General features: G+C 64.4%; 22 protein-coding genes. 10 read left to right on the top strand and 12 right to left on the bottom strand.

The annotated features are described in order from the left end of the window. Nucleotides 1-55 precede the first annotated feature (55 nt). From FJ471_RS04675 to FJ471_RS04665, 3 genes are all read right to left on the bottom strand, one after another. Entirely contained in the window at nucleotides 56-433 is a 378-nt protein-coding gene (locus FJ471_RS04675; RefSeq protein WP_140801994.1) for a hypothetical protein, read from the bottom strand. Between the two features lie 124 nt (nucleotides 434-557). After that, nucleotides 558-1580, bottom strand: coding sequence for a glycosyltransferase family 2 protein (locus tag FJ471_RS04670; protein ID WP_140801993.1), 1023 nt, complete (start codon nucleotides 1578-1580; stop codon nucleotides 558-560). A gap of 10 nt (nucleotides 1581-1590) precedes the next feature. Beyond that, the gene (locus tag FJ471_RS04665; RefSeq protein ID WP_140801992.1) at nucleotides 1591-2829 is read right to left on the bottom strand and encodes a nucleotidyltransferase family protein; all 1239 of its coding nucleotides are present in this window, start codon (nucleotides 2827-2829) and stop codon (nucleotides 1591-1593) included. Nucleotides 2830-3330: 501 nt separating this feature from the next. On the opposite strand from FJ471_RS04665, the gene FJ471_RS04660 reads away from it, so the two are divergent. The 6 genes from FJ471_RS04660 (at nucleotide 3331) to FJ471_RS04635 (ending at nucleotide 9136) form a co-directional block, all read left to right on the top strand. Then, the gene (locus FJ471_RS04660) at nucleotides 3331-3483 is read left to right on the top strand and encodes a lasso RiPP family leader peptide-containing protein (RefSeq protein ID WP_095769314.1); all 153 of its coding nucleotides are present in this window, start codon (nucleotides 3331-3333) and stop codon (nucleotides 3481-3483) included. 155 nt (nucleotides 3484-3638) lie between these two features. Then, a complete protein-coding gene (locus FJ471_RS04655; RefSeq protein ID WP_140801991.1) occupies nucleotides 3639-3938 on the top strand; it encodes a PqqD family protein in 300 nt (99 codons plus the stop codon). Then, the gene (locus tag FJ471_RS04650; RefSeq protein ID WP_224667635.1) at nucleotides 3922-4338 is read left to right on the top strand and encodes a lasso peptide biosynthesis B2 protein; all 417 of its coding nucleotides are present in this window, start codon (nucleotides 3922-3924) and stop codon (nucleotides 4336-4338) included. The genes FJ471_RS04655 and FJ471_RS04650 overlap by 17 nt, the downstream gene beginning before the upstream one ends. A 3-nt stretch (nucleotides 4339-4341) precedes the next feature. Continuing rightward, the gene (locus tag FJ471_RS04645; protein WP_140801990.1) at nucleotides 4342-6255 is read left to right on the top strand and encodes a lasso peptide isopeptide bond-forming cyclase; all 1914 of its coding nucleotides are present in this window, start codon (nucleotides 4342-4344) and stop codon (nucleotides 6253-6255) included. Beyond that, a complete protein-coding gene (locus FJ471_RS04640) occupies nucleotides 6252-7232 on the top strand; it encodes a serine kinase (protein ID WP_140801989.1) in 981 nt (326 codons plus the stop codon). The genes FJ471_RS04645 and FJ471_RS04640 overlap by 4 nt, the downstream gene beginning before the upstream one ends. A gap of 8 nt (nucleotides 7233-7240) precedes the next feature. Then, nucleotides 7241-9136 (top strand): ABC transporter ATP-binding protein, encoded by a 1896-nt coding sequence (locus tag FJ471_RS04635; protein WP_140801988.1) that lies wholly within the window; start codon nucleotides 7241-7243, stop codon nucleotides 9134-9136. Here the strand turns inward: FJ471_RS04635 and FJ471_RS04630 are convergent. Next, a complete protein-coding gene (locus tag FJ471_RS04630) occupies nucleotides 9110-9382 on the bottom strand; it encodes an exopolysaccharide production repressor exox (protein ID WP_140801987.1) in 273 nt (90 codons plus the stop codon). The two genes, FJ471_RS04635 and FJ471_RS04630, sit on opposite strands and share 27 nt — an antisense overlap. A 607-nt stretch (nucleotides 9383-9989) precedes the next feature. On the opposite strand from FJ471_RS04630, the gene FJ471_RS04625 reads away from it, so the two are divergent. The 4 genes from FJ471_RS04625 (at nucleotide 9990) to FJ471_RS04610 (ending at nucleotide 14663) form a co-directional block, all read left to right on the top strand. Next, a complete protein-coding gene (locus FJ471_RS04625) occupies nucleotides 9990-10667 on the top strand; it encodes a sugar transferase (protein ID WP_041001197.1) in 678 nt (225 codons plus the stop codon). A 187-nt stretch (nucleotides 10668-10854) separates the two neighbouring features. Then, nucleotides 10855-12033, top strand: coding sequence for a polysaccharide biosynthesis/export family protein (locus FJ471_RS04620; protein ID WP_246684610.1), 1179 nt, complete (start codon nucleotides 10855-10857; stop codon nucleotides 12031-12033). Nucleotides 12034-12260: 227 nt separating this feature from the next. Beyond that, nucleotides 12261-13352, top strand: a complete 1092-nt coding sequence (locus FJ471_RS04615) for an acyltransferase (RefSeq protein WP_140801985.1) — start codon at nucleotides 12261-12263, stop codon at nucleotides 13350-13352. Nucleotides 13353-13379: 27 nt separating this feature from the next. Continuing rightward, nucleotides 13380-14663 (top strand): O-antigen ligase, encoded by a 1284-nt coding sequence (locus tag FJ471_RS04610; RefSeq protein ID WP_140801984.1) that lies wholly within the window; start codon nucleotides 13380-13382, stop codon nucleotides 14661-14663. Here FJ471_RS04610 and FJ471_RS04605 read toward each other — a convergent pair whose 3' ends face one another. The 8 genes from FJ471_RS04605 to FJ471_RS04570 form a co-directional block, all read right to left on the bottom strand. Further along, nucleotides 14664-16760, bottom strand: coding sequence for an ABC transporter permease subunit (locus FJ471_RS04605; RefSeq protein ID WP_140801983.1), 2097 nt, complete (start codon nucleotides 16758-16760; stop codon nucleotides 14664-14666). It lies immediately after the preceding gene. Beyond that, complete coding sequence (locus tag FJ471_RS04600) at nucleotides 16757-17824, bottom strand: betaine/proline/choline family ABC transporter ATP-binding protein (RefSeq protein WP_140801982.1); 1068 nt, start codon at nucleotides 17822-17824, stop codon at nucleotides 16757-16759. Before FJ471_RS04600 ends, FJ471_RS04605 begins: the two co-directional genes overlap by 4 nt. Before the next feature lie 87 nt (nucleotides 17825-17911). Continuing rightward, nucleotides 17912-18850 (bottom strand): ABC transporter substrate-binding protein, encoded by a 939-nt coding sequence (locus tag FJ471_RS04595; RefSeq protein WP_140801981.1) that lies wholly within the window; start codon nucleotides 18848-18850, stop codon nucleotides 17912-17914. 81 nt (nucleotides 18851-18931) lie between these two features. Continuing rightward, nucleotides 18932-19759, bottom strand: a complete 828-nt coding sequence (locus FJ471_RS04590; RefSeq protein WP_140801980.1) for an SDR family oxidoreductase — start codon at nucleotides 19757-19759, stop codon at nucleotides 18932-18934. A gap of 18 nt (nucleotides 19760-19777) precedes the next feature. Continuing rightward, a complete protein-coding gene (locus FJ471_RS04585) occupies nucleotides 19778-20548 on the bottom strand; it encodes a glucose 1-dehydrogenase (protein WP_140801979.1) in 771 nt (256 codons plus the stop codon). 8 nt (nucleotides 20549-20556) lie between these two features. After that, nucleotides 20557-21063 (bottom strand): acetone carboxylase subunit gamma, encoded by a 507-nt coding sequence (locus FJ471_RS04580; RefSeq protein ID WP_140801978.1) that lies wholly within the window; start codon nucleotides 21061-21063, stop codon nucleotides 20557-20559. A 5-nt stretch (nucleotides 21064-21068) separates the two neighbouring features. Continuing rightward, a complete protein-coding gene (locus FJ471_RS04575) occupies nucleotides 21069-23264 on the bottom strand; it encodes a hydantoinase B/oxoprolinase family protein (RefSeq protein WP_140801977.1) in 2196 nt (731 codons plus the stop codon). Between the two features lie 14 nt (nucleotides 23265-23278). After that, the coding region (locus FJ471_RS04570) for a hydantoinase/oxoprolinase family protein (protein ID WP_140801976.1) at nucleotides 23279-24780 on the bottom strand (1502 nt) is incomplete at its 5' end.

Raw genomic sequence — 24780 nt, 5'->3', positions numbered from 1 at the left:
CTTTTCCTGGAATTGCTTCAGTGCCTCGGACCGATGACGGCGCCCGCAGGCGCCATCAGCCTCTTGCCGTCGCCTGCGCAGCAGACCGGTCGGAACCATCCTCGACGATCGCGTCAAGGGAATGACGCAGTTCCTTCACCAGGCCTTTCTGGCGAACGAGGTCTGCAATGCGCCGCTCGCAATTCAGGATCGAATTCGTCATCGCGCTGACATCCGAGCCCTTGCTGGTCGACGCCGAACCATTCTCCATCGCCTCGACCAGAAAGGCCGCGTTGGCGGCCGTCGACCTGTAACGATTCTCCAGCCCGGTCTTCTCCGCCTCGATCTCGGCCGCAATCTGGTCGAACAGCTTCGCCAGCCGGTCGAAACGCTGGAGATCGGTCTGCCGGTCGCGAGCCGGATCCCGGGATCTGAAGCCAAAAATCGAAGCCATGCTATCGGCCTTTCGAAATTGCTGCATTGCAACATAGACTGCCATTACCGCAGCGACTAGGCAACATCATAGTTTTGCAAATGCGGATTTTTTGAGGGGCGACGGCTTCCGGCGCGATGCGGGATCACTCGTTTGCGGCGCTCGTTGCCGCCATCAGGAAGCGCGTCGGCGGTATTTGTTGCTTTGCAGCAATACCGGTGCGACGGAACAGCGCGTCGAGTTTGTCGGTGGCGACGCCGCGCACGATCGGGATCAGATTCGACTGGCTGGCGAAGGCGTAAGCCGCGGCCGACGCCAGCCCATGCTCGGCTTTCACGTCGAGGAAATTGCGCAACCGGTATTTGTCGCGGACATGGCGCTCGTGGCGACGCAACGCGGCCTTCGAGCGCTCCGGCAGGTTGTCGAGCGCCAGCAGCGCCAGGTCCGCATCGGCAAGACGCTTCAGATCCAGCGTCCTGTGGCGACCGCTCAGCGAATCGGCGCGCACGATCGCGCCATAGCCGCAGGACTTGATGATCTTGAAGCGCGCCCCGCGGGCGACGGCGCGCGCGTAGAGTTCGTAATCCTCGCCAAGCCTGAGATTCTCGTCGTAGCCCAGCCCGTGCCGTTCGAGAAAAGCCCGGCTGATCACCGGCTTCAGGAAACCGAGCTCGCCGCGCAGGACGCGGCGGCGCGAGATGTTGCCGTCGATGAAGCGCTCGAAATCTAGAAATTCCGGATCGGCCGCGAAAGACGGCGCGGCGACCTTGGCAAGGTCGGTCGCGGCATCGTCGCGGATCAGCATGATGTTGTCGGCGGCGAAATCCCAGTCGGCGCTGGCGAAAAGCCTGCGGAAGCGGCCTTCGAGGAAGAAATCGTCGGCGTCGAGAATGCTGATGAAGGGCGATCTGGAGGCCTGGATGGCGGCGTTGCGCGCGGCGGACGGACCGCGATTGACGTCGAAGCGGATGACGGCCAGCCGGCCGCTGCCGTCGTCGGCGGCCAAAGCCACATCGCGGGTGTCGTCGGTGGAGGCGTCGTCGACCACGACGACCTCGGCGACTTCCGCCTCGCGCAGCGCCGAAGCGATGGCGGCGGGAATCGTGCGCGCCGCATTGCGGGCGGCGATGATGACGCAGACCCCCGGGCTCGTCACAGGCGTCGTCATGGGCATGGGCTCACCTTTCGCTTGCATGAGTGGCAGCCCCGCCCGCGATTTTGATCATTTCGCTCCGCGCCGGCTCGATATGGGCCGGGCGCTCGAAGATGCGCCGGCTGAGGTCGGCGGAGGCCGCCCAGCCGGCTTCGGCCAGGTAACGGACCGGCTCGCGGCCGCAGAGCTCCCAAAGCACATGGCGTCGCTGCGGCCAGCGCAGGGACGCCAGCCAGGGCGCGATCACCATATGGAAGAGATCGGCATTGCCGATGCGGGCCAGGACGCGGGTGGCGCGATCCGAAAGCAGCGTGCCGGCGGCGCCGAGCAGCACGTCGGCCGCGCGCAGGCCGAGGAGCAGCGTGTCCGCCAGGCCCTGCCGGGCGGCATGGTCAAGCACCATCTGCTGCTCGGCTTCGCTCAGGCGGCTGGCGCTGGCCCTGACGTCGCAGACATAGCCGGCGCAGGGCTCGCGGTTGAAAAAGGCCTTGGCGACGCTGATCGAGGACAACAGCAAGGTGTCGGCGGCCGCGATCACCGGCATGGCGGCGCCGGCTACCTCGACTTCGCGCCTGCGGCGCAGGAAGCCGTCGGTATCGCGAGGACTGGGCGAACCCGGCTGCTGCAGCCGGTGGTGGAGGTCGACCGTCGAGACCCTCGCGCCATCTTCGCGAACCATATGCTGCTCGCCGAGGAAGCGCACCCACCAGACCGAGCGCGACTTGCCGGCAACCTCATAGCCGATCGTGCGCAACGCATCCCGGGCCTTGGCGAAACCGGTCGGCGAAACCAGTATGTCGACATCACCGGATGGCTTCATGAAATGGTCGCCATAGAGCAGATGCTGCTGCAGCGGCCCCTTGACGAAGACGAAATCGACCCGGCTCTCGCGCAGCACGCGATCGATGGCCATCGAATCGCCGATGCAAGCGGCATTCATCGACATGGTGCGCCGACGGTAGCCATCGAGCCATCCAGACAATTCCGCAGGCGCGGCACCGACGGGCGCACGCTTGAGCGCCTTGAGAAGAAACACGGCGACTTTGTTCAGCCTGGCGATGTCGGCGACGTTGGCGGCCGAGATCGTTGGGGCTGGCAGGATTGTCGGGGCCGACGAGATCGTCGGCGCGGGCGTGTCGACCCGGCCGCCCATGATGCCGACGCCTGGCGCGAAAAACAGCCTCAGGCAGGCCTGAACATAGGCGACTTCGTCGGCGCAGCTGGCGGCGCGCAGCCTTTCATAGGAGCCATCCTGCATCGCCATGCCCGATGTCGTTCTCCGCAAAATGCCGCCCGAGGCGCTTATACCGCAACTGCGAAGAAAAGCACCGGGAAAATTATCGCGACCCGCCCAGGGGCCTGCTCGGGCCGCTTCATCTCTGCAACCCAAGCGTTAGAATCGTCGCACCTTCAATCACTTTTGAAGACAACGAAGGAGATATCCGGCCGGTGCCAAAAAGTGGCGATTTTTTGCGGCAATTTCTTCGCATATGCGAAATGGCTTTCGCGATCCGAAAATTACCACAAATAAATCAAATGCTTATTTAAACGGCAAAGACTTGCGGTTGAATCCGAGAGCGGTCGAGGTTTACGATAATGGGCCTCACGGCTTGATCACCAACGAAGGCGAGCGCAACCGAGAATTGATTAATGCTTGGTAAATCAGGCTTGACTCATGAATGGTGCCGTGCAGCAATCGCGCTGCAGCATAGCAGTATGCTGGCGGCGTTCTGCGGCCGCTTCCAGTCCTTAATTGGAGAGTAAAATGGAACAGAATGTTGAAAAGCATGAGTACGAGACCCCCAGCCTGACGGTTCACGGTTCTATCGAAACGATCACGCAGGGCGGTGCTGGCACGACGGCGCTTGACGCGAGCTTTCCCGCGCACACGCCGGTCGGCGAGCTGACTTTCTCTTAAGCTTGCAGACATCCGGGTGTCTAAGTTGGGGCTCCGGATGCTCTTCCAACAGGTGAGCCGGGGGGCTTCTGTCCCCCGGCTTCCTGTCAAGGATCGTCGGCAACCGATCCACGGCAAGGTCTGAGGGCGCGGCGGGCCAGCAACGAGGTTTTAGGATGAACTGGAACCCTTCGGACCATGACCGCGTGGTCGCGACCAACGAGGCGGTGGCTTGTGAATTCGGCGCCGGGCTGGCGCTGCTCCACCTCAAATCCAATGTCTATTACAGCCTGAACGGCGTCGGCGCCTTCATCTGGGAGCAGATCCAGGAGCCGCGATCGATCCTCGATATCCGCAGCGCGGTGTTCGCGCGCTACAATGTCGATGCCGAGCGCTGCAAGGCCGATGTCGAGGGATTGCTCAAGGGGCTGAGCGAAGCAGGGCTTGCGAGGCTCCACAGTGAAGAACTGGTCTAGGCTCCGCTCGCTGAGCGGCCAGGAGATGCTGTTTCTGGCACGCTGCCTGGCAGTGGTGAGCGCGGTACGGCTTGCGCTGACGCTGTCCTCCTATAGCCATGTCCGCAGCCTGGTGACGCGGCTGGACGCCAGACGCGACGCCAGCATCGCCGACCTGCGGCGTGTCGCATGGGGCGTCGCCGCCGCGGCGCGGCTCGTGCCGGGCGCCAGCTGCCTCACCCAGGCGCTGGCCGGACAATATCTGCTCGCCCGCCAGGGCAACGCCTCGAAGATCAGCATCGGCATCGAGAAGGGAACGGGCAGCGAGCTCAAGGCGCATGCCTGGCTGATGAGCGGCAGCCATATCGTGCTTGGCGGCTCAATCAACGGGTTTGCCCATCTGGTCGACCATGGGTCGTGAGCGATGAGCGGCGTCGCCGGAATCCTGCTCAGCGACAATGGCCGGCCCGCCGCGGCCGCCGATATCCAGCAGATGCTTTCGCGCATGCGCCACCGCGCCCGCGACGGCAGCTCATGGTGGACGGAGGGGAGCGTGGCGCTCGGCCACGCCTGGCTCGACACGACCGGCGAGGACGGCCCCGGCCCGCTGACCATGGCCGGCGGCAAGCTCGCCATCACCGCGGACTGCCGGCTGGACAATCGCGACGAGCTTCTGGCGCGGCTCGGCCTGCGCGACCGGTCGATCGCCGACGCGGTGCTGATCATGCGCGCCTATCTCAAATGGGGCGAAGCCTGCCCGACCTATCTGCAGGGCGATTTCGCCTTTGCGATATGGGACGGCGAGCGCCAGGCGCTGTTTTGCGCGCGCGACCATTTCGGCGTCAAACCTTTCTACTATCATTCGACCGGCAGGCGCTTTGCCTTCGCTTCGGAGATCGGGCCGATCCTGGCGCTGGACGGTGTCGGCAGGCGCCTCAGCGAGCACCAGATCTCCGGTTTCCTCGCCGGCTTGCCGGACGATCCGCAGGCCACGCCCTATGCCGAGATCTTCCGCTTGCCGGCGCGGCACAGCATGACGGTCGCGAACCGTCAGGTGGTGCTGCGGCGCTACTGGCAGATCGAGCCGTCCCAGCGGCCGCCGCGCTCGGACGCGGCCGAGGAATTCAGGCATCTCTTCGCGCAATCGGTAGAGAACCGGATGCGCGGCACGCCGGCCGTCGGCGCCATGCTGAGCGGCGGGCTCGATTCCTCCTCGATCGCTTGCGTCGCGGGTCTTCGCGCGGCGGCGCAGCGCAACCCGAAGCTCAAGACCTTCTCGCTGGTCTTCGACAAGGGCTCGTCGATGGACGAGAAGCCGTTCATCGATGCGGTGCTCGACGACAATCCACTCGACGCCACGCTGATTGCCGTCGGCAATTACGCGCCCTTCGCCGAATTCGAGCGCATCCTGGAGGAGCAGGAAGGCACGTTCCTGGCGCCAGGCCTGTCCTTGACGCGCGACCTTTACCGCACGGCGGGCGCCAAGGGCGTCAAAGTGCTTCTCGACGGGCATGGCGGCGACGAGGTCGTCTCGCAGGGCCATGGACACCTTCATGAGCTCGCCAATGCCGGCAGGTGGCTCGAGCTGTGGCGCGAATTGCACAGCGCGGCCAACACCTATGGCGAGGGCATGCTCTCCCTCTATTTCAAGTTCCTGACCATCTACGGGCCGGCCTGGCGGATCGCGCGGATGCGGTCGATGGCCAGACGCGTCGTCGGCAAGGTGCGGCGCAGGCCGGCGCCAGCCGCGCGCGCCGCCTGGACAGGCCTGGTCAACCCGGAGCTTGCCAGGCGCACAGATCTTGCCGAGCGTTTCCATCGCAGCGGCTACATGCCGACAGCCGTCACAGCCAGCGAAGCGTTGACGCATCGCTGGCTGCTGTCGACCGGACTGGTACCGCACGCCTTCGAAGTGCTCGACAAGGCCGCCGCCAATTCCGGCGTCGAGCCCCGCTATCCGTTTTGGGACAAGCCGCTCGTCGAATTCTGCCTGGCGCTGCCCGGCGAGGAAAAGCTCAAGGACGGTTTTGGCCGCCATGTGCTGCGCCGGGCCATGCACGGCGTCCTGCCACCGGCCGTGCAATGGCGGCGCGACAAGATCGATTTCACCGCCAACCTGGTCAAGGGCATGCTCGGCAACCACCGCGAGCTTCTGGACAGGCTGCTGATATCGGACAGCGAGCGGATCGCGCCCTATGTCAACTTGCCTGAAGTGAACGCGGTCTATGAGCGCCTGCTGCGCCAGCCCGAGCAGGCGACGCTGCCCGACGTCCAGCATGTCTGGCGCTCGGTATCGCTGTCGTTGTGGCTGCGGCAAGTCCAGGGAAGCCCCGCATGAACCTCCCGATCGCTTCCCTTGCGCGGCCCGACCCCGCCACCGAGACGACGGCGCCAGCCGGACGCGTCCGCCATTTCTACAAGGCCTACGGGCTGATCGTCAGCTCGGACGTGGCGCTGCCGGAACTGGAACCGGCGGCGACGGCGACACCCGACCTGGAGATTGCTGTCGGGCCGGTCGACTTCCCCGACGGCGCATCGCAGGGCGCGACGGCCTTCCGGTTCGAGCCGAGGCGCCAATATCTTTCATGGCAGGCCGTCGGCACGTTCATGATCAGCGACGGCAGGCGGATCGATGTCGATCCCGCGCCGGGGATCGACGACCCGCTGCTTGCCTTTCCGCTGCTAGGGCCGGTGATGGCGCTCGCTCTTCACCAGCGCGGGCTGCTCGTCCTGCATGCCAGCGCCATTGCCGTCAGCGGCGAGAGCGTGATCTTCATGGGCGACAAGGGTGCCGGCAAGTCGACGACGGCGGGCGCGATGATCCGCGCCGGCCATCGGCTGCTCACCGACGATGTCGTGGCGCTGGATCTGTCCGATCCGAACCGGCCGATGATCCTGCCTGGATTTCCGCAGCTCAAGCTCGCCGCAGACGCGGCCGGCGCCATTCGCCTCGATCAGGCGGAGGTGCGTCCGCAGGTGCATCCGCAAATCGACAAGGCGCAGCACCGGCTGCGCGACGGATTTGCCGGCGAGGCGGTGCCGGTATCGCGCATCTATGTGCTCGAGCGCGGCGGGCGGGCGGCGATCTCGCCGCTAACCGGCGCTGCCGCGCTGCCGGCGATCATCAAATTCTCCTATGTCACGCGGTTCGGCCGGCAGGCGCTGCCCGGCGATCTTGCCGCCGCGCATCTCAGCCAATGCGCACAGGTCGCCGGGCGGGTCGGCGTCAGCCGCCTCGAAGTGCCGACCGGACTTACCCGGATCGACGAAGCGGTCGCCGCGATCGAAACCGACCTGACGTCCGGGACAGGGTGAGCCAAGGCATGGGCTGGTCCTCGAAATTTCGCCTGCCGCTTTTCCGGGACGTCGCCGGTTTCGGCGCCATGATGGCGCATGTCGGCGGACGGCGCACGGCGACGGCGCTTGCCTTCCTGATGCTGGGGAGTCTCACCGAAGGCATGTCGATCCTGCTGCTCGTGCCGCTGCTGCGCCTGATCGGCAAGGCCGAGCAGGATTACGCGGTTCGGGTGCCGGAGGCCTTGCATTGGCTGGTGCCCGGCGGAACGCTGTCGCTCGCCGCCGTGCTCTCACTGCTCGTCGCGCTGGTGGCGCTGCAGGCGATTTTCAACCGCTTCAAATCGGTCTACATGGCGCGGCTGCTCTACGACTTCGTCAACCGCGTGCGCATGAACCTGTTCGAGAGCGTCGGCAAGGCGCGTTGGGGCGTTTTCACCCGCATCCGCGGCTCCGATCTCGACCATGCCCTCAACGGCGACGTCGACCGCGTACAGGTGGCGGCCTTCTCGCTGCTGATGCTGACCCAGGCGACGTTGCTCCTGGCCGGCTATCTCGTGGTCTCGCTGTTCATCTCGCCGGCGATGACATCCTTCGCCATCCTCATCGGGCTCGTGCTGCTGGTCGCGCTGCAGCCGTTCAGGGCGCGCGCCAGCGCCTACGGCCGCACGCTGACCGGCAATCGCCAGGACCAGTACCGCACGGTCTCCGAGTTCCTCGGCGGCATCAAGGTCGCCAAGAGCCTGAATGTCGAGGCAAGCTACTTTTCCGAGCTCGGCGCGACGCTGGAGAGGATGAAGGCCGACAACATCGCCTTTGTCCGCAACAGCTCGCTCGGCACCGCGCTGTTCCAGGTTACGAGCGTGATCGGGCTCAGCCTCTTCATCTATATCGCGCTGGTCCGCTTCCACCTGTCGCTGGCCGAGATCGTCGTGCTGCTGCTGGTCTTCATGCGGGTCGCGCCGCGCTTCATGGATATGCAGCTTCAAACCCAGCAAGTGCTGATCAACCTGCCGGCCTACGCTTCGATGCAAAACCTCCAGGCCCGCTTTGACGCCGAGCGCGAGCCGGAGGAAAGCATGGCCGAACAAGGCGCAAAACTGTCGCTCGAAACCGGTCTCAACATCCGCGATGTGGCCTTCGCCTATGGCGAGGGCGACGGCAAGCCGGTGGTCAGCGACATCACTTTCGGCCTGCCGGCGGGCAAGGTGACGGCGCTGATCGGCCCCTCCGGTTCCGGCAAGAGCACGATCGCCGACATGCTGCTTGGCCTGCTCGAACCCACCGAGGGACATATCCTGACCGACTGCGTCGAGATCACGGCGCAAAATCGCAGGGCCTGGCGCGACAAGGTCGCCTATGTGCCGCAGGACGTGTTCCTGCTGCACGACACGATCGCCGCCAATCTGCGCCTTGCCGCGCCTGAGGCCAGCGACGACGAGCTATGGGCGGCCTTGCGCAACGCCCACGCCGCCGATTTCGTCGAGCGGCTGGCATTGCGGCTCGATACGGTGGTGGGCGACCGCGGTGTGCGGCTTTCCGGCGGCGAGCGGCAGCGCATCGCCTTGGCGCGGGCGCTGCTGCGCAAGCCGTCGCTGCTCATCCTCGACGAGGCGACGAGCGCGCTCGACTGGCAGAATCAGTCGCTGATCGCCCAATCGATCGAGGCGCTGCGCGGCCGAATGACGATTTTGACCATCGCGCACCGGCCATCGATGATCGCCTTCGCCGACTGGGTCGTGGCGATCGAGAACGGACGCATCGTCGAGGTCGGACAATATCGGCGGCTGAAAGCGAAGGCCAGCAGCCGCCTGGCCAGGATGCTTTCCGGCGAGCAAGCCGAGCGCGAAACCGCGCCATCGGTCGAGGCCGGGTCGATACCGGCGCCGGCCGAACGATCAGTGGAGGCTGCGTCTGGCGCTTAGCTTTTCGCCTTCGGCGACCTTGTTCAGGATTGCGCCGCGGTCGGCTTCGCGGGCCTTGTCGGCCGATGTCGGCGTGGTTCTGCCGATCATGGCAAAGACCAGAAGGAAATAGCCGGCCTGGATAATGACGGCGCAGACGACGGCGCGAAGCAGGATGGTGCCCGCCGAGGCGCCATCGAAATAGGACCAGCCGATGACGATCGCCAGCGCGAACATCATGCCTATGATGAATTTCGGCAGAGACATGTTCGCCGGCCCCTCAACCGAGACGAGCATGCAGAAGCTGCGACTTACCCACCCGCGTAACGCCCCGTTGCGCCAAAGAGCTTTATATGGCTGCCCTATCCGGCCGGTTGCTTCCGGCCTTCCTTACCCATGCAGACTATGACAGGAACATTTTGCGACTCTATTAAGGCGCGCCTGCCGGAGCAAGGCCGCGCAGGTATGGTTTCCAACGATTTTACGAGATCGACTCTGCCATGCTGCGTCGCACACTCCGGCTCCGGCAGCTATTCAATTAGCCGCCTACCACTCCAGTAAAACCCGTCACTTTGATTAGTATTTTACCTGAATAACTTACCATGGCGAGTGCTTCCAGCCGTGTGCAACCGCGTTTCTTCTGCAGCAAAGAACGCACTGTCCAAAAATGGCCCAAAAGGTGGACTACATTTTCCTGGTTTTCTCTCATCTTGTCATAAACGTGCCACAAAGGTGAAAATTTGGGCAGGGCAGGTTTATTATTTAGTCAATTCATGACGTGAACATTTCAATGCGATGGGAAATTGTGTGTTGCGCTGCAGCATTTTTTTGATATCTTGCCGTAAACCATCCGTTCAACGTATGGAGCTTCTGCATGAGGGACGTCGCCAAGTCGGCTAATGCGGGTTTTGCGCAGGTCGGCGTTGATTTTCCACCCCCCATCGGCGGTCTGCTCAAACGCAGTTTCGATATCGTCGGTTCCCTGTCCGGGCTGGTTCTGCTCAGCCCGCTTTTCCTAATGGTCGCCCTGCTGGTCAAGCTTTCGGACAATGGTCCGATCTTCTATGGCCACAAGCGCATCGGCCGCGGCGGCAGGATTTTCTCCTGCCTCAAATTCCGCACCATGGTGACGGACGGCGAGCGCGTGCTCGCCGCCTATCTGGCCGCCAATCCGGAAGCCAACGCCGAATGGATCGCGACGCGCAAGCTGAAGAACGATCCACGCGTCACCCGCGTCGGCCAGGTGCTTCGCAAGCTCAGCCTCGACGAGCTGCCGCAGATCCTCAACATCCTGCAGGGCGATATGAGCCTTGTCGGCCCGCGCCCGGTCGTGCGCGACGAGCTGGAGATCTATGGCAGCGCCGCGGTCTATTACCTGAAGTCGCGTCCCGGCCTCACCGGGCTGTGGCAGGTAAGCGGGCGCAACGACGTGTCCTACGACACGCGCGTCGCCTTCGACCGCCACTATGTCGAGAACTGGTCGATGTTCCAGGACATTCGCATCATCTTCAAGACCGTTCCTGCCGTGTGGATGTCGCGCGGCAGCTACTGACCAACGAGGCCTGCCCCCGCCGAACTCGGGGCAGGCATCCGGCAGTGATCTCATCGGGCGGATGGGGCCAAAGCGGATCGGAAACGTTCATTTGACAAAAGCCCTCTTAGGACTGTCTTTCGCCTGCAGTCTCATATCCCGGACACCAGCCCGCTTCGCGGGCGTTTTGCTTGCGGCGTCGCTGACCATGCCGCAACTGGCGGCCGCCGACGATTATCAGCTTGGCCCACAGGACAAGCTTAACATCCGCGTCGCCGAATGGCAGACGGTCGACGGCACGTTCCGCGACTGGTCGGCCATCAATGGCGAGTATTCGGTCGGCCCGGGCGGGACGCTCTCGGTGCCGTTCGTCGGCAACTTGCAAGCCGCCGGCAAGACGACGGCCGATGTCGCCTCGGCGATCGGGCTTGCGCTGCAGCGTAAGCTGGCGCTACCCGACAAACCGGAAGCTTCGGTCGAGATGGCGCAGTTCCGGCCGTTCTACATTTCGGGCGAAGTCCAGACCCCCGGCCAGTTTCCCTTCGTGCCCGATCTGACGGTGCTCAAGGCAATCAGCATCGCCGGCGGCATAAGGCGCAACGCCGATTACGGCCCCCAGCTCGGCAAGGATCTGGTCACCGCCAAGGGCAGCTTCGACATCTATGACGACCAGCGCATCCGCCTGCTCGTCAAACGCGCCAGGATCGATGCCGACCTCGCCGGGAAGACGACCTTCGAGGTGCCAAAGGAAATCGAGGGCGATCCGAAACTGGCGACCATCGTTGCCGACGAAACGGCGATCTTGGTCTCCGACCAGAAATCGCTGAAGCTGAAGCTCGATGCGCTCGACGATTTGAAGGGTGTTCTGCAGTCGGAAATCGAATCGCTGCAGAAGAAGATCACCAACCAGCAGAAGCAGGTCGACCTGGCCGAGAAGCAGGCCGAGAGCATCGGTCCGCTGGCGCAGAAAGGCCTGGTTGCCAATGCGCGCCTGCTTTCCTCGCAGCAGTCGGTCACCGACCTGCAAGGCAAGATCCTCGACTATGAGACGGCCATCCTCACCGCCAAGCAGTCGATCAGCAAGGCAGATCAGGACGCCATCGATGCCAAGAACTCGCTGAATTCCACCCTCACCGCCAACCGCCAGCAGGCCGAGGCGGACCTCAACGAGGCGACGTTGAAGGCCGGCATGCAGAAAGGCCTGATCGCGCAGGCGTCGGACCCGGCGACGGCGGCCAGCATGACCGGCGACCAGGAGCCGACCCTGCTCTATTCGCTGGTGCGGGTCGCAGACGGCAAGACCAGCGAAATCGAAGCCAAGGAAGACACGCCCGTGCTGCCGGGCGACGTGATCAAGGTGAAGCTGGCGCCGACGGCCAGCCAGTAGCGCCGCCGGTCCGAGGCTTGCGCGGAGCGAGCCGGGAACGCAGGCGGGAGGGACAAGCCAGGCTCGTTCGCGTCGAGCCGGATGATTTCAGGTCGATGACCCGAAATCATCCGGCTCTAAACCAAAGAGATAGAGCATGATGTCATCCAAAAACCCGCTTCACACTTTTCGGCATCATGCTCTAGGCGCGGGCGGGCGATCTGTTTTGGACCGCTTGAAGGCATAACATGCAGGCCGCAGCCCCGCGTCACGTATATCTGAACCTCGACGCCATCCGCGGCGTGGCGGCGATCAGCGTCATGCTGTACCACTTCTCGCCGTTCCTGGCCGACGCCAAGGTGCTGCCGTCGAGCTATCTTGCGGTCGATCTTTTCTTCCTGCTCAGCGGCTTCGTCATCGCGCATGCCTATGACCGCAAGATCGAGAACGGCATGGGCTTCGGCACTTTCCTGGCCATCCGCCTGATCCGGCTCTATCCGCTCTATCTCGCCGGCACGCTGCTCGGCTTCTTCTATCTGCTGGTCAAGAACGGGCTGATGCCGGCCGAATACATGCCGCTGTCTGAGATCGCCATGCAGCTGACGACCGGCATGTTCTTCATCCCGCTGGTCAGCGATGCCTATCACACGATCTTTCCGCTCAATCCGGCTTCGTGGTCGCTGTTCTTCGAGCTCATCGTCAACATCGCCTATGTCGCGGTCTTCGTCATCTTGTCGCGGCGCGTCCTGACGGGGATCGTCGCCGTCAGCCTCGTGCTGCTGATCGTCGCCTCGATCTTAGCCGGCACGCTGGACTTCGGCATGACCGGCAGCACCATCCTCAGCGGGCTGCCGCGCGTCACCTTCTCGTTCTTCCTCGGCGTGCTGCTCTGCCGATCGATGGCGCGCTGGCAAGATGGCCTCGGCTTTCTGCGGCGCGGCTTATGGGTCGAGGGCGCGATCCTGCTCACGCTTGGCGTCTTCGCCATCGCGCCGGCCGGCGGCGCGCGCGTTGCCTACGACCTTGCCGCGATCGTCATCGTCTTCCCGGTCATGGTGATGACCGGCGCGGTGGCGCCGACCGCGCCGCTTCTGTCCGGCTTCTATGGCTGGCTCGGGCGGATTTCCTACCCGATCTACATTATTCACACGCCGATGCTGATGATCATCGCCGGGGCTGGCAAGGCCTTCTCGATCGACCCGTTCGCCCATCATCCGTGGTTCGGCATCGTGATGGCGGCCCTGGTCATCGTCATCGCCGATATCGCCACGCGCATCTATGACGAGCCGGTGCGTCGCTTCCTGCAACGGCAAATGCAGCGCGCCCGGGCCGTGGCTTAGAGAAGGGCTAAACGGACAAAATCCGGTATGAAGATTCCGAAATCCATCCTGATCGATCCCAATCGCAACGAAACCTACGGCACCTTCGCCGTCGCGGTTTCGATGCTCGCCTTCGCCTATTCGCCGAATTTCGGGCAGATCCTTATCCTTGCCTACTACGCCGTCTGGCTGCCGCTGCTGTTCGTCGACTATCGGCGCTTCACCTGGAGACTTTCCAGCGCCTGGCTGCCCATACTGCTTGCGGCCTATGTCTGCTTCTCGGTGTTCTGGTCCCAGGCGGCGGGCATCAGCGCGCGCGCGGCGGTGCAATATTCCTCACATATCGTCTGCGCCTATGTGGCGGCGCGCACCATCAACATGCGCACGCTGGTTGTGGGCTCGCTGATCGGCATCTTCTTCGTTCTGCTCTATTCCCTGAAAGTCGGCGCTTACGCGCTCGACACGATCGACGGCACGGTCAATTTCGTCGGCGCCTTCGGCTCCAAGAACCAGATCGGCTTCTTCTCGTCGCTCGGCATCTTCTTCTGCCTTGCATTCCTGGTCTTCTACCGGCGCAACTGGCTTGGCTTCGTCTGGACCGCGCCGATCATGCTTTTGTCGGTCTATATGCTGGCCATCGCCCATTCGGCGACGTCGGTGGCCTCGCTGCCGGCGGTGATCGGCATCGTTATGCTGCTCACCATGACCAAGGTCTTGTCGCTGCGCTATCGCCGGGTGCTGTTCATCGTCGGCGCCGGCGCGCTGGTGACGGGCGTGGTCGCAGCGCTCAACCTCGGCCTGCTGGACGTCGTGCTCGGCCTCTTCGGCAAGGATTCGACGCTCACCGGCCGCACCTATCTGTGGGAGCAGGGCTGGGAGGCGGCGCAGCAGCATCCGCTGCTCGGCTATGGCTATGCCGCCTATTGGGTGCAGGGCTTTGCCGATCCGGAGCGGCTGTGGGCGGAGTTCTACATCTCGACCCGCTCCGGCTTCCATTTCCACAACACCTATGTCGAGACGCTGGTCGAGATCGGCTTCATCGGCGTCACCTTGCTGGCGCTGGTGATCCTGCGCTCTTTCTACGGCCATGTGTCGAAAGTGGTGTTTGGCGACTGGAACGCCGATTCGGTGGTGCTTGCCGGCGCGATCGGGCTGATGCTGATCCGCTCCTTCTTCGAGGTCGAGATGCTCGGCCCCTACTTCATGGCATCCTTCATCGTCTATTACGGCCTGTTCACGCTGACCCCATTGCCGGCTTTCCGGCGCCGCAGGGTTGCCATGCCCGCCGAGGATGACAGACCTGCCAACGGCCGCGTCCCGGCGCCGGTCTGATCAGTGTGAAGCAACCGCGGAGCGCGCGACGGCGGCCTGGATCAACCGGTCGGCAAGGATCGCCAGGAAGGCGATCGACAGGCCGGCGATGAGGCCCATGCCGGCATCGGCCTTGCCGAGCGCGACATAGACCGCCTGGCCGAGATCGCGCGTGCCGACAAGGGCGGCGATGGCCAGCATCGACAGCGCCGCCATGATGGTCTGGTTGAGGCCGAGCATGACGACCGGCAAAGCGAGCGGTAGCTTGGCCTGCAGCAAGGTCTGCATCGGCGTCGCGCCCATCTGCTCGACCGCCTCGACGACGTCGGCGCGCACATGCCTCAGTCCGTGCTCGACATAGCGGATCGGCGGCACGATGGCATAGAGCATGATGGCGATCAGCGCCGTGAACTCGCCGACCTTGAAGAACATCAGCGCCGGGATGAGGAAGACGAATTGCGGCATGGTCTGCAGCGCGTCGCAGATCGGCTTCAGGATGCGCGAGACGCGGTCGCTATGCGCCGCCCATGTGCCAAGCGCGCCGCCGACCAGAAGGCAAAGCAGGACCGCCAGCGTGCAGAGATAGAGCGACTGCACCAGTTGTGGCCACAGCCCGTTGACCAGGATCAGCCCGAAGCCCGCCACCGCGAAGAGGCCGAGCCGCGGCCCGCCCACCTGGGCGGCAAGCAGGGCGACGGCAAGGATGAAGATGGGCCAGGGCAGATCGAGAAAACCGGTGTAGAGAACGAGGCCGGCGGCGACCACGGCGACCGCCGCCCGCCAGCCGGAACGGCGCACAACCAGAACGGCCAAGGCCAGCACCAGGACGACATAGGCGGCCAGTGCCGACGGCGGCAAGACGAAGCCCCACATTGCCGGCGTTGCCGAGCCCGAAATGCCGACGCGCATCGGCAGAAGCAGGCAATAGAGCACGGAATTGCGCAGGCCGTTGAAGAACCAGGCATAGTCGCGCACCAGCCCCAGCAGCCACTGGTTGACGGCGCCCATCTGCATGCGCAGCCCGGTTTCCGGCAGAAGCGTCGCATCGGGGGCTGCGAGCCGGATGACGACGGCGAGAGCCAGCGCGACCGCCAGCGTCATGGCCAGGCGGCGCGACGTCATCCAGCGCATGGCGCGCGTCGGCCCGGTTTCCGGCGCCTTGGCGAAGCCGATGGTGAGGCGGTCGATGAGGATGGCAAGCAGCGCGATCACCAGGCCGGAGAGGATGCTCTGGCCGAACTCGGCCTTGCGCATCGAGGACAGGACTTCCCAGCCGATGTCCTCGAAACCGCCGATGATGGCGGCGACGATCACCATCGACAGCGCCGCCATCGTCGTCTGGTTGAAACCGACGAGAAGCTGCGGCAGCGCCGTCGGCACCTCGACCTGCCAGAATTGCTGGCGGCGCGTGCAGCCGCTCATCAGGCCGGCCTCGCTGATCGCCGCAGGCACGCGGTCCAATCCGAGCATGGTGTTGCGCACCATCGGCGGCGTCGCGTAGATCGCCGAGGCGATCAGCCCGACCACCGGCCCGAAGCCGAACAGAAGCAGGAGCGGAATGAGATAGGCGAAGGCCGGCACCGTCTGCATCAGGTCGAGCGCGCCGAGCAGCACCGGACGCCAGCGCGGGCGAGCGTAGCCGAGAACGCCAAGCAGGAAGCCGAGCACGGTCGAGATCGGCACCGCCAGCAGCACCAAGGCCAGCGTGTTCATGCTCTGCGGCCAATAGCCGGCAAGCAGGATATAGGCGAGCGTGGCCAGCGCAAAGATCGCCAGCCGCTCGCCGCTCGACTTCAGCGCAAGAGCGACGACGGCCAGCATCACCGCCGGCCAGGGCAGCCAGGCGAGCGCCAGCCGCGTGCCGCGCATCGGCGCATCGAGCAAAGCGGAGAGCGCCCGGAATCCGGGCTGGATGACGGCGACCACCGCGTCGGTCACCGCGTTGATGTAAGTGGCCAGCGGCAGCGTCCATTCCTTGGGGAAATTGACCAGCCAGGGAAGCTCGGCTTTCAGGAGCAGGCAAAGCACCGCCAGCACGGCCAGCACGCACCAGGGAAAAAGGGCCGGCGCGATGGCGAACCTTTGCGGGGATGGTGCGAGCGCGACCGGCGCGGTCATTCGCGGGTGCGCCTCGCCTGCTCGCGCTCCAGCACGGCAAGCACCGCGCTGGCGCTGAGCAATGCCGGCGGACTGCCGCCGGCACCGGGAACGGTGAAAGCGCCGACGCCGGAGGCGAGCTGCGGGATAAGCGCCTCGAGGCTGGTGTCCGCGGCGACGCTTTGTTCGGGCAGCGCCGCGCCATTGGCCGGCGTGGCGATGTCGCCGGCCGTGATGACGCGCAGCAGTGGCATATCATCGGTGAACTGCGCGACATACTCGTCGGCCGGGTTGAGGACGATGTCGGCGGGGCGGCCGATCTGGACGATCTTGCCGGCCCGCATGATCGCCAGCCGATCGGCCAGGCGGAAGGCCTCGGCGATGTCGTGGGTGATGAAGATGATGGTCTTCTTCAGCATGCGCTGCAGGCGCAGGAACTCATCCTGCATCTGCTTGCGGATCAGCGGATCGAGGGCCGAGAACGGCTCGTCGAGGAACCACAGCTCCGGCCCCACAGCGAGCGAACGGGCAATGCCGACGCGCTGCTGCTGGCCGCCGGAGAGCTGGTGCGGGAAGGACGCTTCACGGCCTTCGAGCCCGACCAGCGCGATCATCTCGCGGGCGCGGGCCTCGCGCTCCTTCGCCGGCTTGCCCTGGATCTTCAGCGGGAAGGCGACGTTGCCCAACACGTTCAGATGCGGCAGCAGGCCGAAATTCTGGAACACCATGCCCATGGCGTGGCGGCGCAGTTCGATGAGCTCCTTGCCGCTGGCGGCGAGCAGGTTCCTGCCGTCGAGCAGGATCTCGCCGGCGCTCGGCTCGACCAGACGCGACAGGCAGCGCACCAGGGTCGACTTGCCGGAGCCGGACAGACCCATGATGACGAAGATCTCGCCGGTCGCCACCTCGAAGCTGGCATCGACCACGGCCGGCAGATGCGCCTCCGCGCGCAGCCGCTCGGCCAGCGCGTCGGGATCGATCACATAGCCGCGCGAGTCGAAGTAATAGCCCGGGCGCCGGCCATAGACTTTCCAGACGTTTCGACAGGCAAGCTTTATCGGGCGCGCGGCAGTGTCCGTTCCCATCAACCCATGCCGATTGTTCGCCCGGGTCCGCGCATTGCGAAAGCCGGGTCGTTGTTGCCCTCAGCCCTTGTCAGGCATATCGGCGAATTATCCCTTGGCGCCATCCAGCCAAGGTTTCCACACCGCCTCGTTCTTGTCGATCCATTCCTTGACGACGGCGTCGAGGTCCTTGCCCTGCTTGTCAACCGCCAGCATCAGCTTCTGCTGCTCTGTCGCGTCCATCTTGAAGGCCTTCAGGAAGGTGTAGGCCGCCGGCCATTTGGCGCCGAAGCCGGACCAGACGATCTTGTCGACATCGGGCGGCGTGATGCAGTGCTCGTTGGTCTGCTCCTTGCAGGGCGGCATCGTCACCCAGCCGACATCGTTCTCGGCAAGCGCGTAATGCGGACCCCAGAACATCATGATCAGCGGCGTCTTGGCCGCTTCTGCTGCTTCCAGCTCCGCGACCAGCGCGCCTTCCGACCCCGACGGCACAGCGGTGTAGGGCATGCTGTTGTCGGCAAGGATGGTCGCCGCTCGCGAGCCCCAGTCGGACGGGTAGTCGAGGAAGCGGCCATTGGGCGCCGTCTCGGGCGTCGACAGCGCCTGCACGCATTCGGGCTTGCTCAGCGCAGTCCAGTCCGGCAGGCCGGGACAGACCTTTTCCATGAATTTCGGGTAGATCCAGCCTTCCTGGGTCTTCAGGTCGAGCTTGCCGATGTCCTCGATCTGCTTGGCAGCCAGCACCTTCGGATAGATGTCGCCGACATTGTTCAACCAGATCTCCACCGAGGCGCTGAGCGAGCCGTCGGCGAGGCCTGAGAATTGCGGGAAGTTGCCGGCGGTGACGTATTCGACCTTGTAGCCGAGCTTCTCGAGAATCTGGCCGGCGATGTGGGTGGAGACGTGCGCGCCGGTCCATTCCAGCATCGCGAGCTTGATCGGGTCGTCTTTCGCGCCGAGATCGGCGCTTTGCCCGGCCGTCGTTGCGGCAAGCATCAGCGCCAGGCCAATTCCGGCCGCTTGCAAGGCATTTCCTATCTTCATGTCAGTTCCCCTGTTGGTTGATGGTCCTTCTGTTTATGCCGGCCCCTCCCACGAGACCGGGATCCATCACCCCGACCGACGCTACCACAAGGCGCCGCCGGTGATCTGGATATTTTCCATGGTGATCCCCTTGGCGAGATCCGAGCAGAGGAACACCGCGAGCGCGGCGATCTCCTCCGGCTGCAGCATGCGCCCCTGAGGATTGCCTTTCCTGAACTCGTCCATCAGTTCCTCGGCGCTGCGGCCCTTGCCTTCGCGCTCGACGACTTGAGCCACATTGCGGCGCATCAGTTCGGTCTCGACCCAGGTCGGGCTGATCATGACGCAGGTGACACCATGCGGCGCACCTTCGAGCGCCACGCAGCGCGTCAGCCCAAGCAGGCCGGCTTTGGAGGCGCAATAGGCCGGATTGTCCTTCCAGCCGACGGAAGCGGCCGTCGAGCCGATGTTGACGATGCGGCCCCAGCCGCGCTCGATCATGCCGGGCAGAACCGCACGCGTGGTGCGGAAGGCGCCAGTGAGATTGGTGTCGACGATCTTGTCCCAGAGTTCGTCGGAATGACCGCAGACCGGCTGCTCGGCCGTGGTGCCGGCGGCGTTGACCAGGATGTCTGCCTGGCCGACGGCCGCCTGGGCTTGCGCGAAGAAGAGGTTGGTGAGCGCGCTGTCGCGCACGTCGAGATGGGCGGCATGCACCTTGGTGCCATGTGTGGCCAGCGCCGAGCGCACGCGCTCGATCTCGTCCGCGCCGGGATAGTAGGCGGCGTCGACCCTGCCCGCCTGCGGCGACGCCACATAGGAGCCGACGGCAACGTTGGCGCCGGCCTTGGCGAGCGCCGTGGCGATGGCGAAACCCATGCCGGAAAAGCCACCGGTGACGATGGCGCTGCGGCCGGTGAGGTTGGTCATCGCGAACGCACTCCGTGTTCACACTGCAAGATAGCCTCCATCGACGACCATTTCGGAGCCGGTGACGAATTTCGATTCATCCGAGGCGAGGTAGAGAACCATGTAGGCGATGTCGTTCGGCTCGCCGAGGAAGCCTATCGGATGGCGGGAAAGCGCCTTGGCTTTCTCCTGCTCGAGCTTGCCCAGATCACGCAGGTAGTTCTCGGTCTGCGGCGTCCAGATATAGCCCGGATGGATGGAGTTGCAGCGGATGCCGTAGCGCTGCTCGGCGCAATGCACGGCGACCGCCTTGGTCAAGGTGCGCACGCCACCCTTGGAGGCACAGTAGGCGGCAAGCTCTGCCTCGCCGATGATGCCGTCGATGGAGGAAAGGTTGATGATCGATCCGCCGCCGGATTTCTTCATCAGCTTGATGCCTTCCTGGCAGCCGAGGAAGACGCCGTCGAGATTGATCGCCATGGTGCGCCGCCATTCGGCGAGCGTCGTGTCCTCGACGTTTTTGGCGATAGCGATACCGGCATTGTTGACCAGCACGTCGAGCCGCCCGAAGCGCTGCTCGACCGCCTCCATGACGGCCGGCCAGTCCTCGGGCTTCGAGACGTCGTGGCGAAGCGCCAATGTCTCGCCGCCCGCCTTGACGATCTCCGCCGCCGTATTGCCGGCGAGGCCTTCTTCGATGTCGCTGACGACAAGCCTGGCGCCTTCCGCCGCCAGCAGAAGCGATGACGCCCGCCCGAGGCCGAGACCGGCCCCGGTCACGAGCGCTACCTTGCCTGCGACGCGGCCCATTCTCGGCGTCAACCTCCCTTGTTAGTCGGCTCCAGCGGTTTACCCAGCCAGTCGCGGTAAAATCCTTCGAGGTCCGGCTCGAAATCATGCACGATCGGGTAGCCCGGCGCGGCCGCCTCGACTTCGTGTAGCGTGCCGCATTCCGGGCAGATGAACTCGCGGATTTCCATCCAGTCCGGATCCGGCAGGTCGCTGTTGGGGTAGATCTCGCGCAGCGTTTCCTCGCTGTCGCGCACGATGATTGAAGCGTTCAGCTTCCAGTTCTTGCGGTAGTCGCCGAAGGAATGACCGCATTCGCATTTCGTCACCCGTTCCTCGCCGCTCTGGCAGATGAAGAGATGGTCGCCCACGGGGAGCAGGATCGGGTCCTTCCAGCCGACTCGGTCCTGCAGCACCGCGACATATTTGAAGAAACGATCGTCGTCCTTGTAGGCGCTCATGATGCGGCGCGTCTGCGGCCAGGGCAGCGTGCCGGCAACCAGATCGGCGATGACTTCCTTGCTGTATGAGGTCATGGTCCTTACTCCACGCCGAAGGTCGATTTGGCATCGACATCCCAGAAGGTCGAAAAGTCCTTGGTGAAACGGGGCGAAAGCTTGATGGCGCTGGCATACATCTTCTTCACCTCGGGCGCGAAGTCGGCGGCTTTCACCCGTTCTCGCTCCTTGGCGATCCACTCCGAAACCGGCCTGGCGCGCGCCAAGCGCTTGGCCCGCATATCGGCGCGATGGCGCTCGGTGGCGTCCAGATTGGCGACCGGAAAACCTTCCTCGTCCTCGTCGAGCACGATGCCGAAGATGCCTTCTGCCGCTTGCCTCGTGAGGAAGCCGTTCTCGACATCCCAGGCGGTCTTGACCGGGTCCCGCTCCAGCACGTCGCCGTAGCCGCCGCCGCCATTGTAGGAGTGGGTGAAGACGTCGCCCGTCTTGTGCGGCGCGGTGATATAGGGCCCTTCCATCGTCACATGCTGGCCTTCCAGTCGAACCTCCAGCTCCGAGCGGTATGGGTTGGTGCCGGTGTGATGCGCCAGCGGCGCGCCCTTTTCGGCAAGCTCGAAGATGTTCGAGTCGCGCACCGCGCGATGCTTCTGGCAGGTCGGCGCCGGATAGCCGCCGCAGAGACCGCCATTGTCGAAGACGCGAGAGGAGTGCTCCGACGTCACCAACCTGAGATGATCGGTCTTCGAGACCAGCCAAGTCGACAGGAAGGAACAGCCGCCGCGATATTTGCCGGCGCCGCCCGAGTTGGGAACGATGGAACGGCCGATATAGAGCATCGGCATGTTCTGTTCCCAGATCTCGATATTGCCCATGTCGGATTCCGGGTTCCAGCCGACATAGGCGGTGTCGAGGCCGTCCTTGATCGCCAGCGCGCCCGAGCCGGCGGCGGCGCATTCGAAATGCGCCATGCCGAACGGCGTGCCGTACTGGCTGGTGCCTCCCATCTCGATCATCGGGCTGTTGACCTGGCCGACGAACGCTTCCTCGACGAAGCCACGCGCGATGAAGGAGCGCGACAAGAGCCGCTGGAAGACGCCGTAAGCCGGCAGGAGAAGCGCCCAGGATGTGGCGGTCGCCACCATCTCGTTGTCGGGATTGGTCCAGGTGCCGTGCGGCAGCTTCAATTCGGTCGCCATCCAGGCGCCGTCATTGACCAGGCCCTCGAAGTTCATGTGCTGGGTCAGCGTCACGAACATGCCGCCATCCATGCCGGCCGGCGTGCAGTTCATCGAATGGTAGCCCCAGGGCTGCGTGCCCTCGAAATCCATGATGATCTTGCCGTCGGACCTAATCTCCATCTCGATAGGCATGTTGTAGAGCCAGTCGGGATCGCCGAGCGGCTGGTAGCCCGGCTTGCCGGCGGTGACATGGCCGTAGAAGGTGTGGCCACGATAGATGCCGGGCACGGTGAGCTGGCGGGTACGGGCGAGCTGGGCCCGGCGGCCTTCCTCGATGAACTCCTTCGACACCTGCATCCAGTAGTCGAGGCCGATCTCGTCGATGAGCGCCTTGACGCTTTCGCGCATGTCGATGCACGACGCCACCTTGGCCTTCTCGTCCAGCACCCAGTAGATCGGCATCCTGAGATTGCGCTCGCAGCGGATGACGTAGTCGCGCCTGAGCTCATCGTTCTCGCCGACCTTCTCGGCGCAGACGAACAGGCCTTCGGTGAAGCGTTCCTGTGCAAGTGCGACGTCGCCGCCGGGTGTGATGCCGCCGGCCTCAAGCTCGTGACAGACGGCGCCGGCCCAACCGACCAGCTTGCCCGAATGGAAAATCGGCACCACGTCCATCACGTCGGGCACCTGCACGGTGCCTATGAAGGCGTCGTTGTTGGCGAAGATGTCGCCGTCGCGGATTCGCGGGTTTTCCTCGTAGCCGTTGCGGATCATCCATTTGATGAAGCGGCTCATCGTGTGCACATGCACCATGATACCGTTGGAGAGCGCGATGGCGTCGCCTTCCGGCGTGTAGATGGCGACGACCATCTCGCCGACCTCGCGCACGCCGGGCGAGGCGGAGATGCGGCGCGCCATCTCGCGGGCCGAGACGCAATAGGCGCGCAGCTTGGTGTGCAGCGTCTCGAATTTCAGCGGGTCCTGGTTGCGCAAATGGAGTTCCGTGATGCCGTCATAGCAGCCGGTCTCTTCCATCAGCCGTTCGGATTCGATCAGCCGCTCGCGGATGCGCAGCGCAGAGGCGGGTTTGTCCAGCATGGCGTTCGCCCTTCTCAAGCGTGGGTGTAGTGCAGCAGCGTCCATTCATCGACATGGACGCGGTCCTGCGGATGGACGACGAGGGTCGTCGCCGGGTGTTCGATGATGGCCGGGCCGATGACCTCATGGCCGGGCTGGAGCAGGTCCATCTCGTAGAGATTAGCCCTGTGCCAGCGGCCACCGATATAGGCTTCGCGCACGCCCTTGTGGGCGGATGCCGGATCGGACTTGCCCAGCGGCCGCTTGACCAGCGTCGGCTTGACCTTGTCGGCGGTGGCGATCAGCCCGAGCTCGGTGATCGAGAAGCCGGCCTCGCCGTAGCGCGAGACGCGGTGGTTGACCTTGGCATAGACCGCCTCGAACTCGGCGATGACCTTGCGCATGTCGTCAGCCGATTTGATCGCCGACAGCGGCGCGATCACCTCGACGTCCTCGAGCTGGCCGGTGTAGCGCATCATCAGGAACGGCACGGTCTTGATCTTGTCGCGGCCATGGCCGTCGGCGATCATTTCGTCGACCGCTGCCCTGGTGAGATCGTCCCAGACAGCTGTGACCTTCGCGCCGAAAGCCTGCAGCTCGTCATCGCTGGCGCGCGCGCCGATGTCGATCTGCGTCGACACCGAGTGGCGGCGCATGAAATCGGCGGTGGTGCAGCCGAAGGCCGAGAAGGCGGCGGCGAACTGGAAGGTGATGATGTCCTTGAAGCCGATGCCCCTGGAGCAGCCGGCCAGATGCAGCGGCCCGGAGCCGCCATAGGAGAGCAGCGTGAATTCCGAGGGGTGGATTCCCTGACCGGAGATGACGCGGCGCAGCGCATTGTTGGCGTCGGCCTCCAGCATGTCGATCATGCCTTCGGCCGCTTCCTCGACGCCGACGCCGAGCAGGCGCGAGCATTTCTCCTCGAAGGCCTTCCGAGCTTTCTCGACCTGCAGCACGACCTTGCCGCCGAGGAAGTAATGCGGGTTCAGCCGGCCGAGGATGGCGTCGCAGTCGGCGATGGTGGGCTCAGTGCCGCCCTTGGCGAAGCAGATCGGGCCAGGATCGGAGCCGGCGCTTTCCGGTCCGAGCGAGACCTTTCTGGTCAGCGGGTCGACCTTGAGGATCATGCCGGCGCCGGCGCCGATTGTGTCGAGATGCAGCGTCGGCACGTTGAGCTTGAAACGGTCCATCAGCGGCTCGTTCTCGATCCGCGTCTGGCCGCGCGTGATGACGCCCATGTCGAAGGAGGTGCCACCCATATCCGAGCAGATCAGCGAGTCGTTGCCGATCAGCTTGCCGACATAGGCAGCACCCAGGATGCCGCCGATCGGCCCGGAGATCATCGTCTCGTGCAGGCGCGGGTGGTTGATCGAGGTCAGACCGCCGAAGGAAAGCAGCGTCTGCACGCCATATTTGAAGCCGTATTTCTTCGAGACGTCCTCGATGCCCTTGAGCTGCTTGCGGCCGCGCGAGGTGGCGTAGGCCTCGATCAGCACCGAAGTCAGCCGCGACTGCTCGCGGATGACCGGGCGCACTT

It is taken from the genome of Mesorhizobium sp. B2-7-1 (assembly GCF_006440735.1).
In the GTDB taxonomy this organism is placed as follows: domain Bacteria; phylum Pseudomonadota; class Alphaproteobacteria; order Rhizobiales; family Rhizobiaceae; genus Mesorhizobium.
The sequence above is the reverse complement of the archived record's forward strand: the minus strand, read 5'-3'. Positions and strand labels throughout refer to the sequence as shown.

Coding starts and splice junctions, on each gene's coding strand:
- FJ471_RS04675 (WP_140801994.1), bottom strand. CDS start 433: ATGGCTTCGATTTTTGGCTTCAGATCCCGGGATCCGGCTCGCGACCGG.
- FJ471_RS04670 (WP_140801993.1), bottom strand. CDS start 1,580: ATGACGACGCCTGTGACGAGCCCGGGGGTCTGCGTCATCATCGCCGCC.
- FJ471_RS04665 (WP_140801992.1), bottom strand. CDS start 2,829: ATGGCGATGCAGGATGGCTCCTATGAAAGGCTGCGCGCCGCCAGCTGC.
- FJ471_RS04660 (WP_095769314.1), top strand. CDS start 3,331: ATGGAACAGAATGTTGAAAAGCATGAGTACGAGACCCCCAGCCTGACG.
- FJ471_RS04655 (WP_140801991.1), top strand. CDS start 3,639: ATGAACTGGAACCCTTCGGACCATGACCGCGTGGTCGCGACCAACGAG.
- FJ471_RS04645 (WP_140801990.1), top strand. CDS start 4,342: ATGAGCGGCGTCGCCGGAATCCTGCTCAGCGACAATGGCCGGCCCGCC.
- FJ471_RS04640 (WP_140801989.1), top strand. CDS start 6,252: ATGAACCTCCCGATCGCTTCCCTTGCGCGGCCCGACCCCGCCACCGAG.
- FJ471_RS04635 (WP_140801988.1), top strand. CDS start 7,241: ATGGGCTGGTCCTCGAAATTTCGCCTGCCGCTTTTCCGGGACGTCGCC.
- FJ471_RS04630 (WP_140801987.1), bottom strand. CDS start 9,382: ATGTCTCTGCCGAAATTCATCATAGGCATGATGTTCGCGCTGGCGATC.
- FJ471_RS04625 (WP_041001197.1), top strand. CDS start 9,990: ATGAGGGACGTCGCCAAGTCGGCTAATGCGGGTTTTGCGCAGGTCGGC.
- FJ471_RS04620 (WP_246684610.1), top strand. CDS start 10,855: ATGCCGCAACTGGCGGCCGCCGACGATTATCAGCTTGGCCCACAGGAC.
- FJ471_RS04615 (WP_140801985.1), top strand. CDS start 12,261: ATGCAGGCCGCAGCCCCGCGTCACGTATATCTGAACCTCGACGCCATC.
- FJ471_RS04610 (WP_140801984.1), top strand. CDS start 13,380: ATGAAGATTCCGAAATCCATCCTGATCGATCCCAATCGCAACGAAACC.
- FJ471_RS04605 (WP_140801983.1), bottom strand. CDS start 16,760: ATGACCGCGCCGGTCGCGCTCGCACCATCCCCGCAAAGGTTCGCCATC.
- FJ471_RS04600 (WP_140801982.1), bottom strand. CDS start 17,824: ATGGGAACGGACACTGCCGCGCGCCCGATAAAGCTTGCCTGTCGAAAC.
- FJ471_RS04595 (WP_140801981.1), bottom strand. CDS start 18,850: ATGAAGATAGGAAATGCCTTGCAAGCGGCCGGAATTGGCCTGGCGCTG.
- FJ471_RS04590 (WP_140801980.1), bottom strand. CDS start 19,759: ATGACCAACCTCACCGGCCGCAGCGCCATCGTCACCGGTGGCTTTTCC.
- FJ471_RS04585 (WP_140801979.1), bottom strand. CDS start 20,548: ATGGGCCGCGTCGCAGGCAAGGTAGCGCTCGTGACCGGGGCCGGTCTC.
- FJ471_RS04580 (WP_140801978.1), bottom strand. CDS start 21,063: ATGACCTCATACAGCAAGGAAGTCATCGCCGATCTGGTTGCCGGCACG.
- FJ471_RS04575 (WP_140801977.1), bottom strand. CDS start 23,264: ATGCTGGACAAACCCGCCTCTGCGCTGCGCATCCGCGAGCGGCTGATC.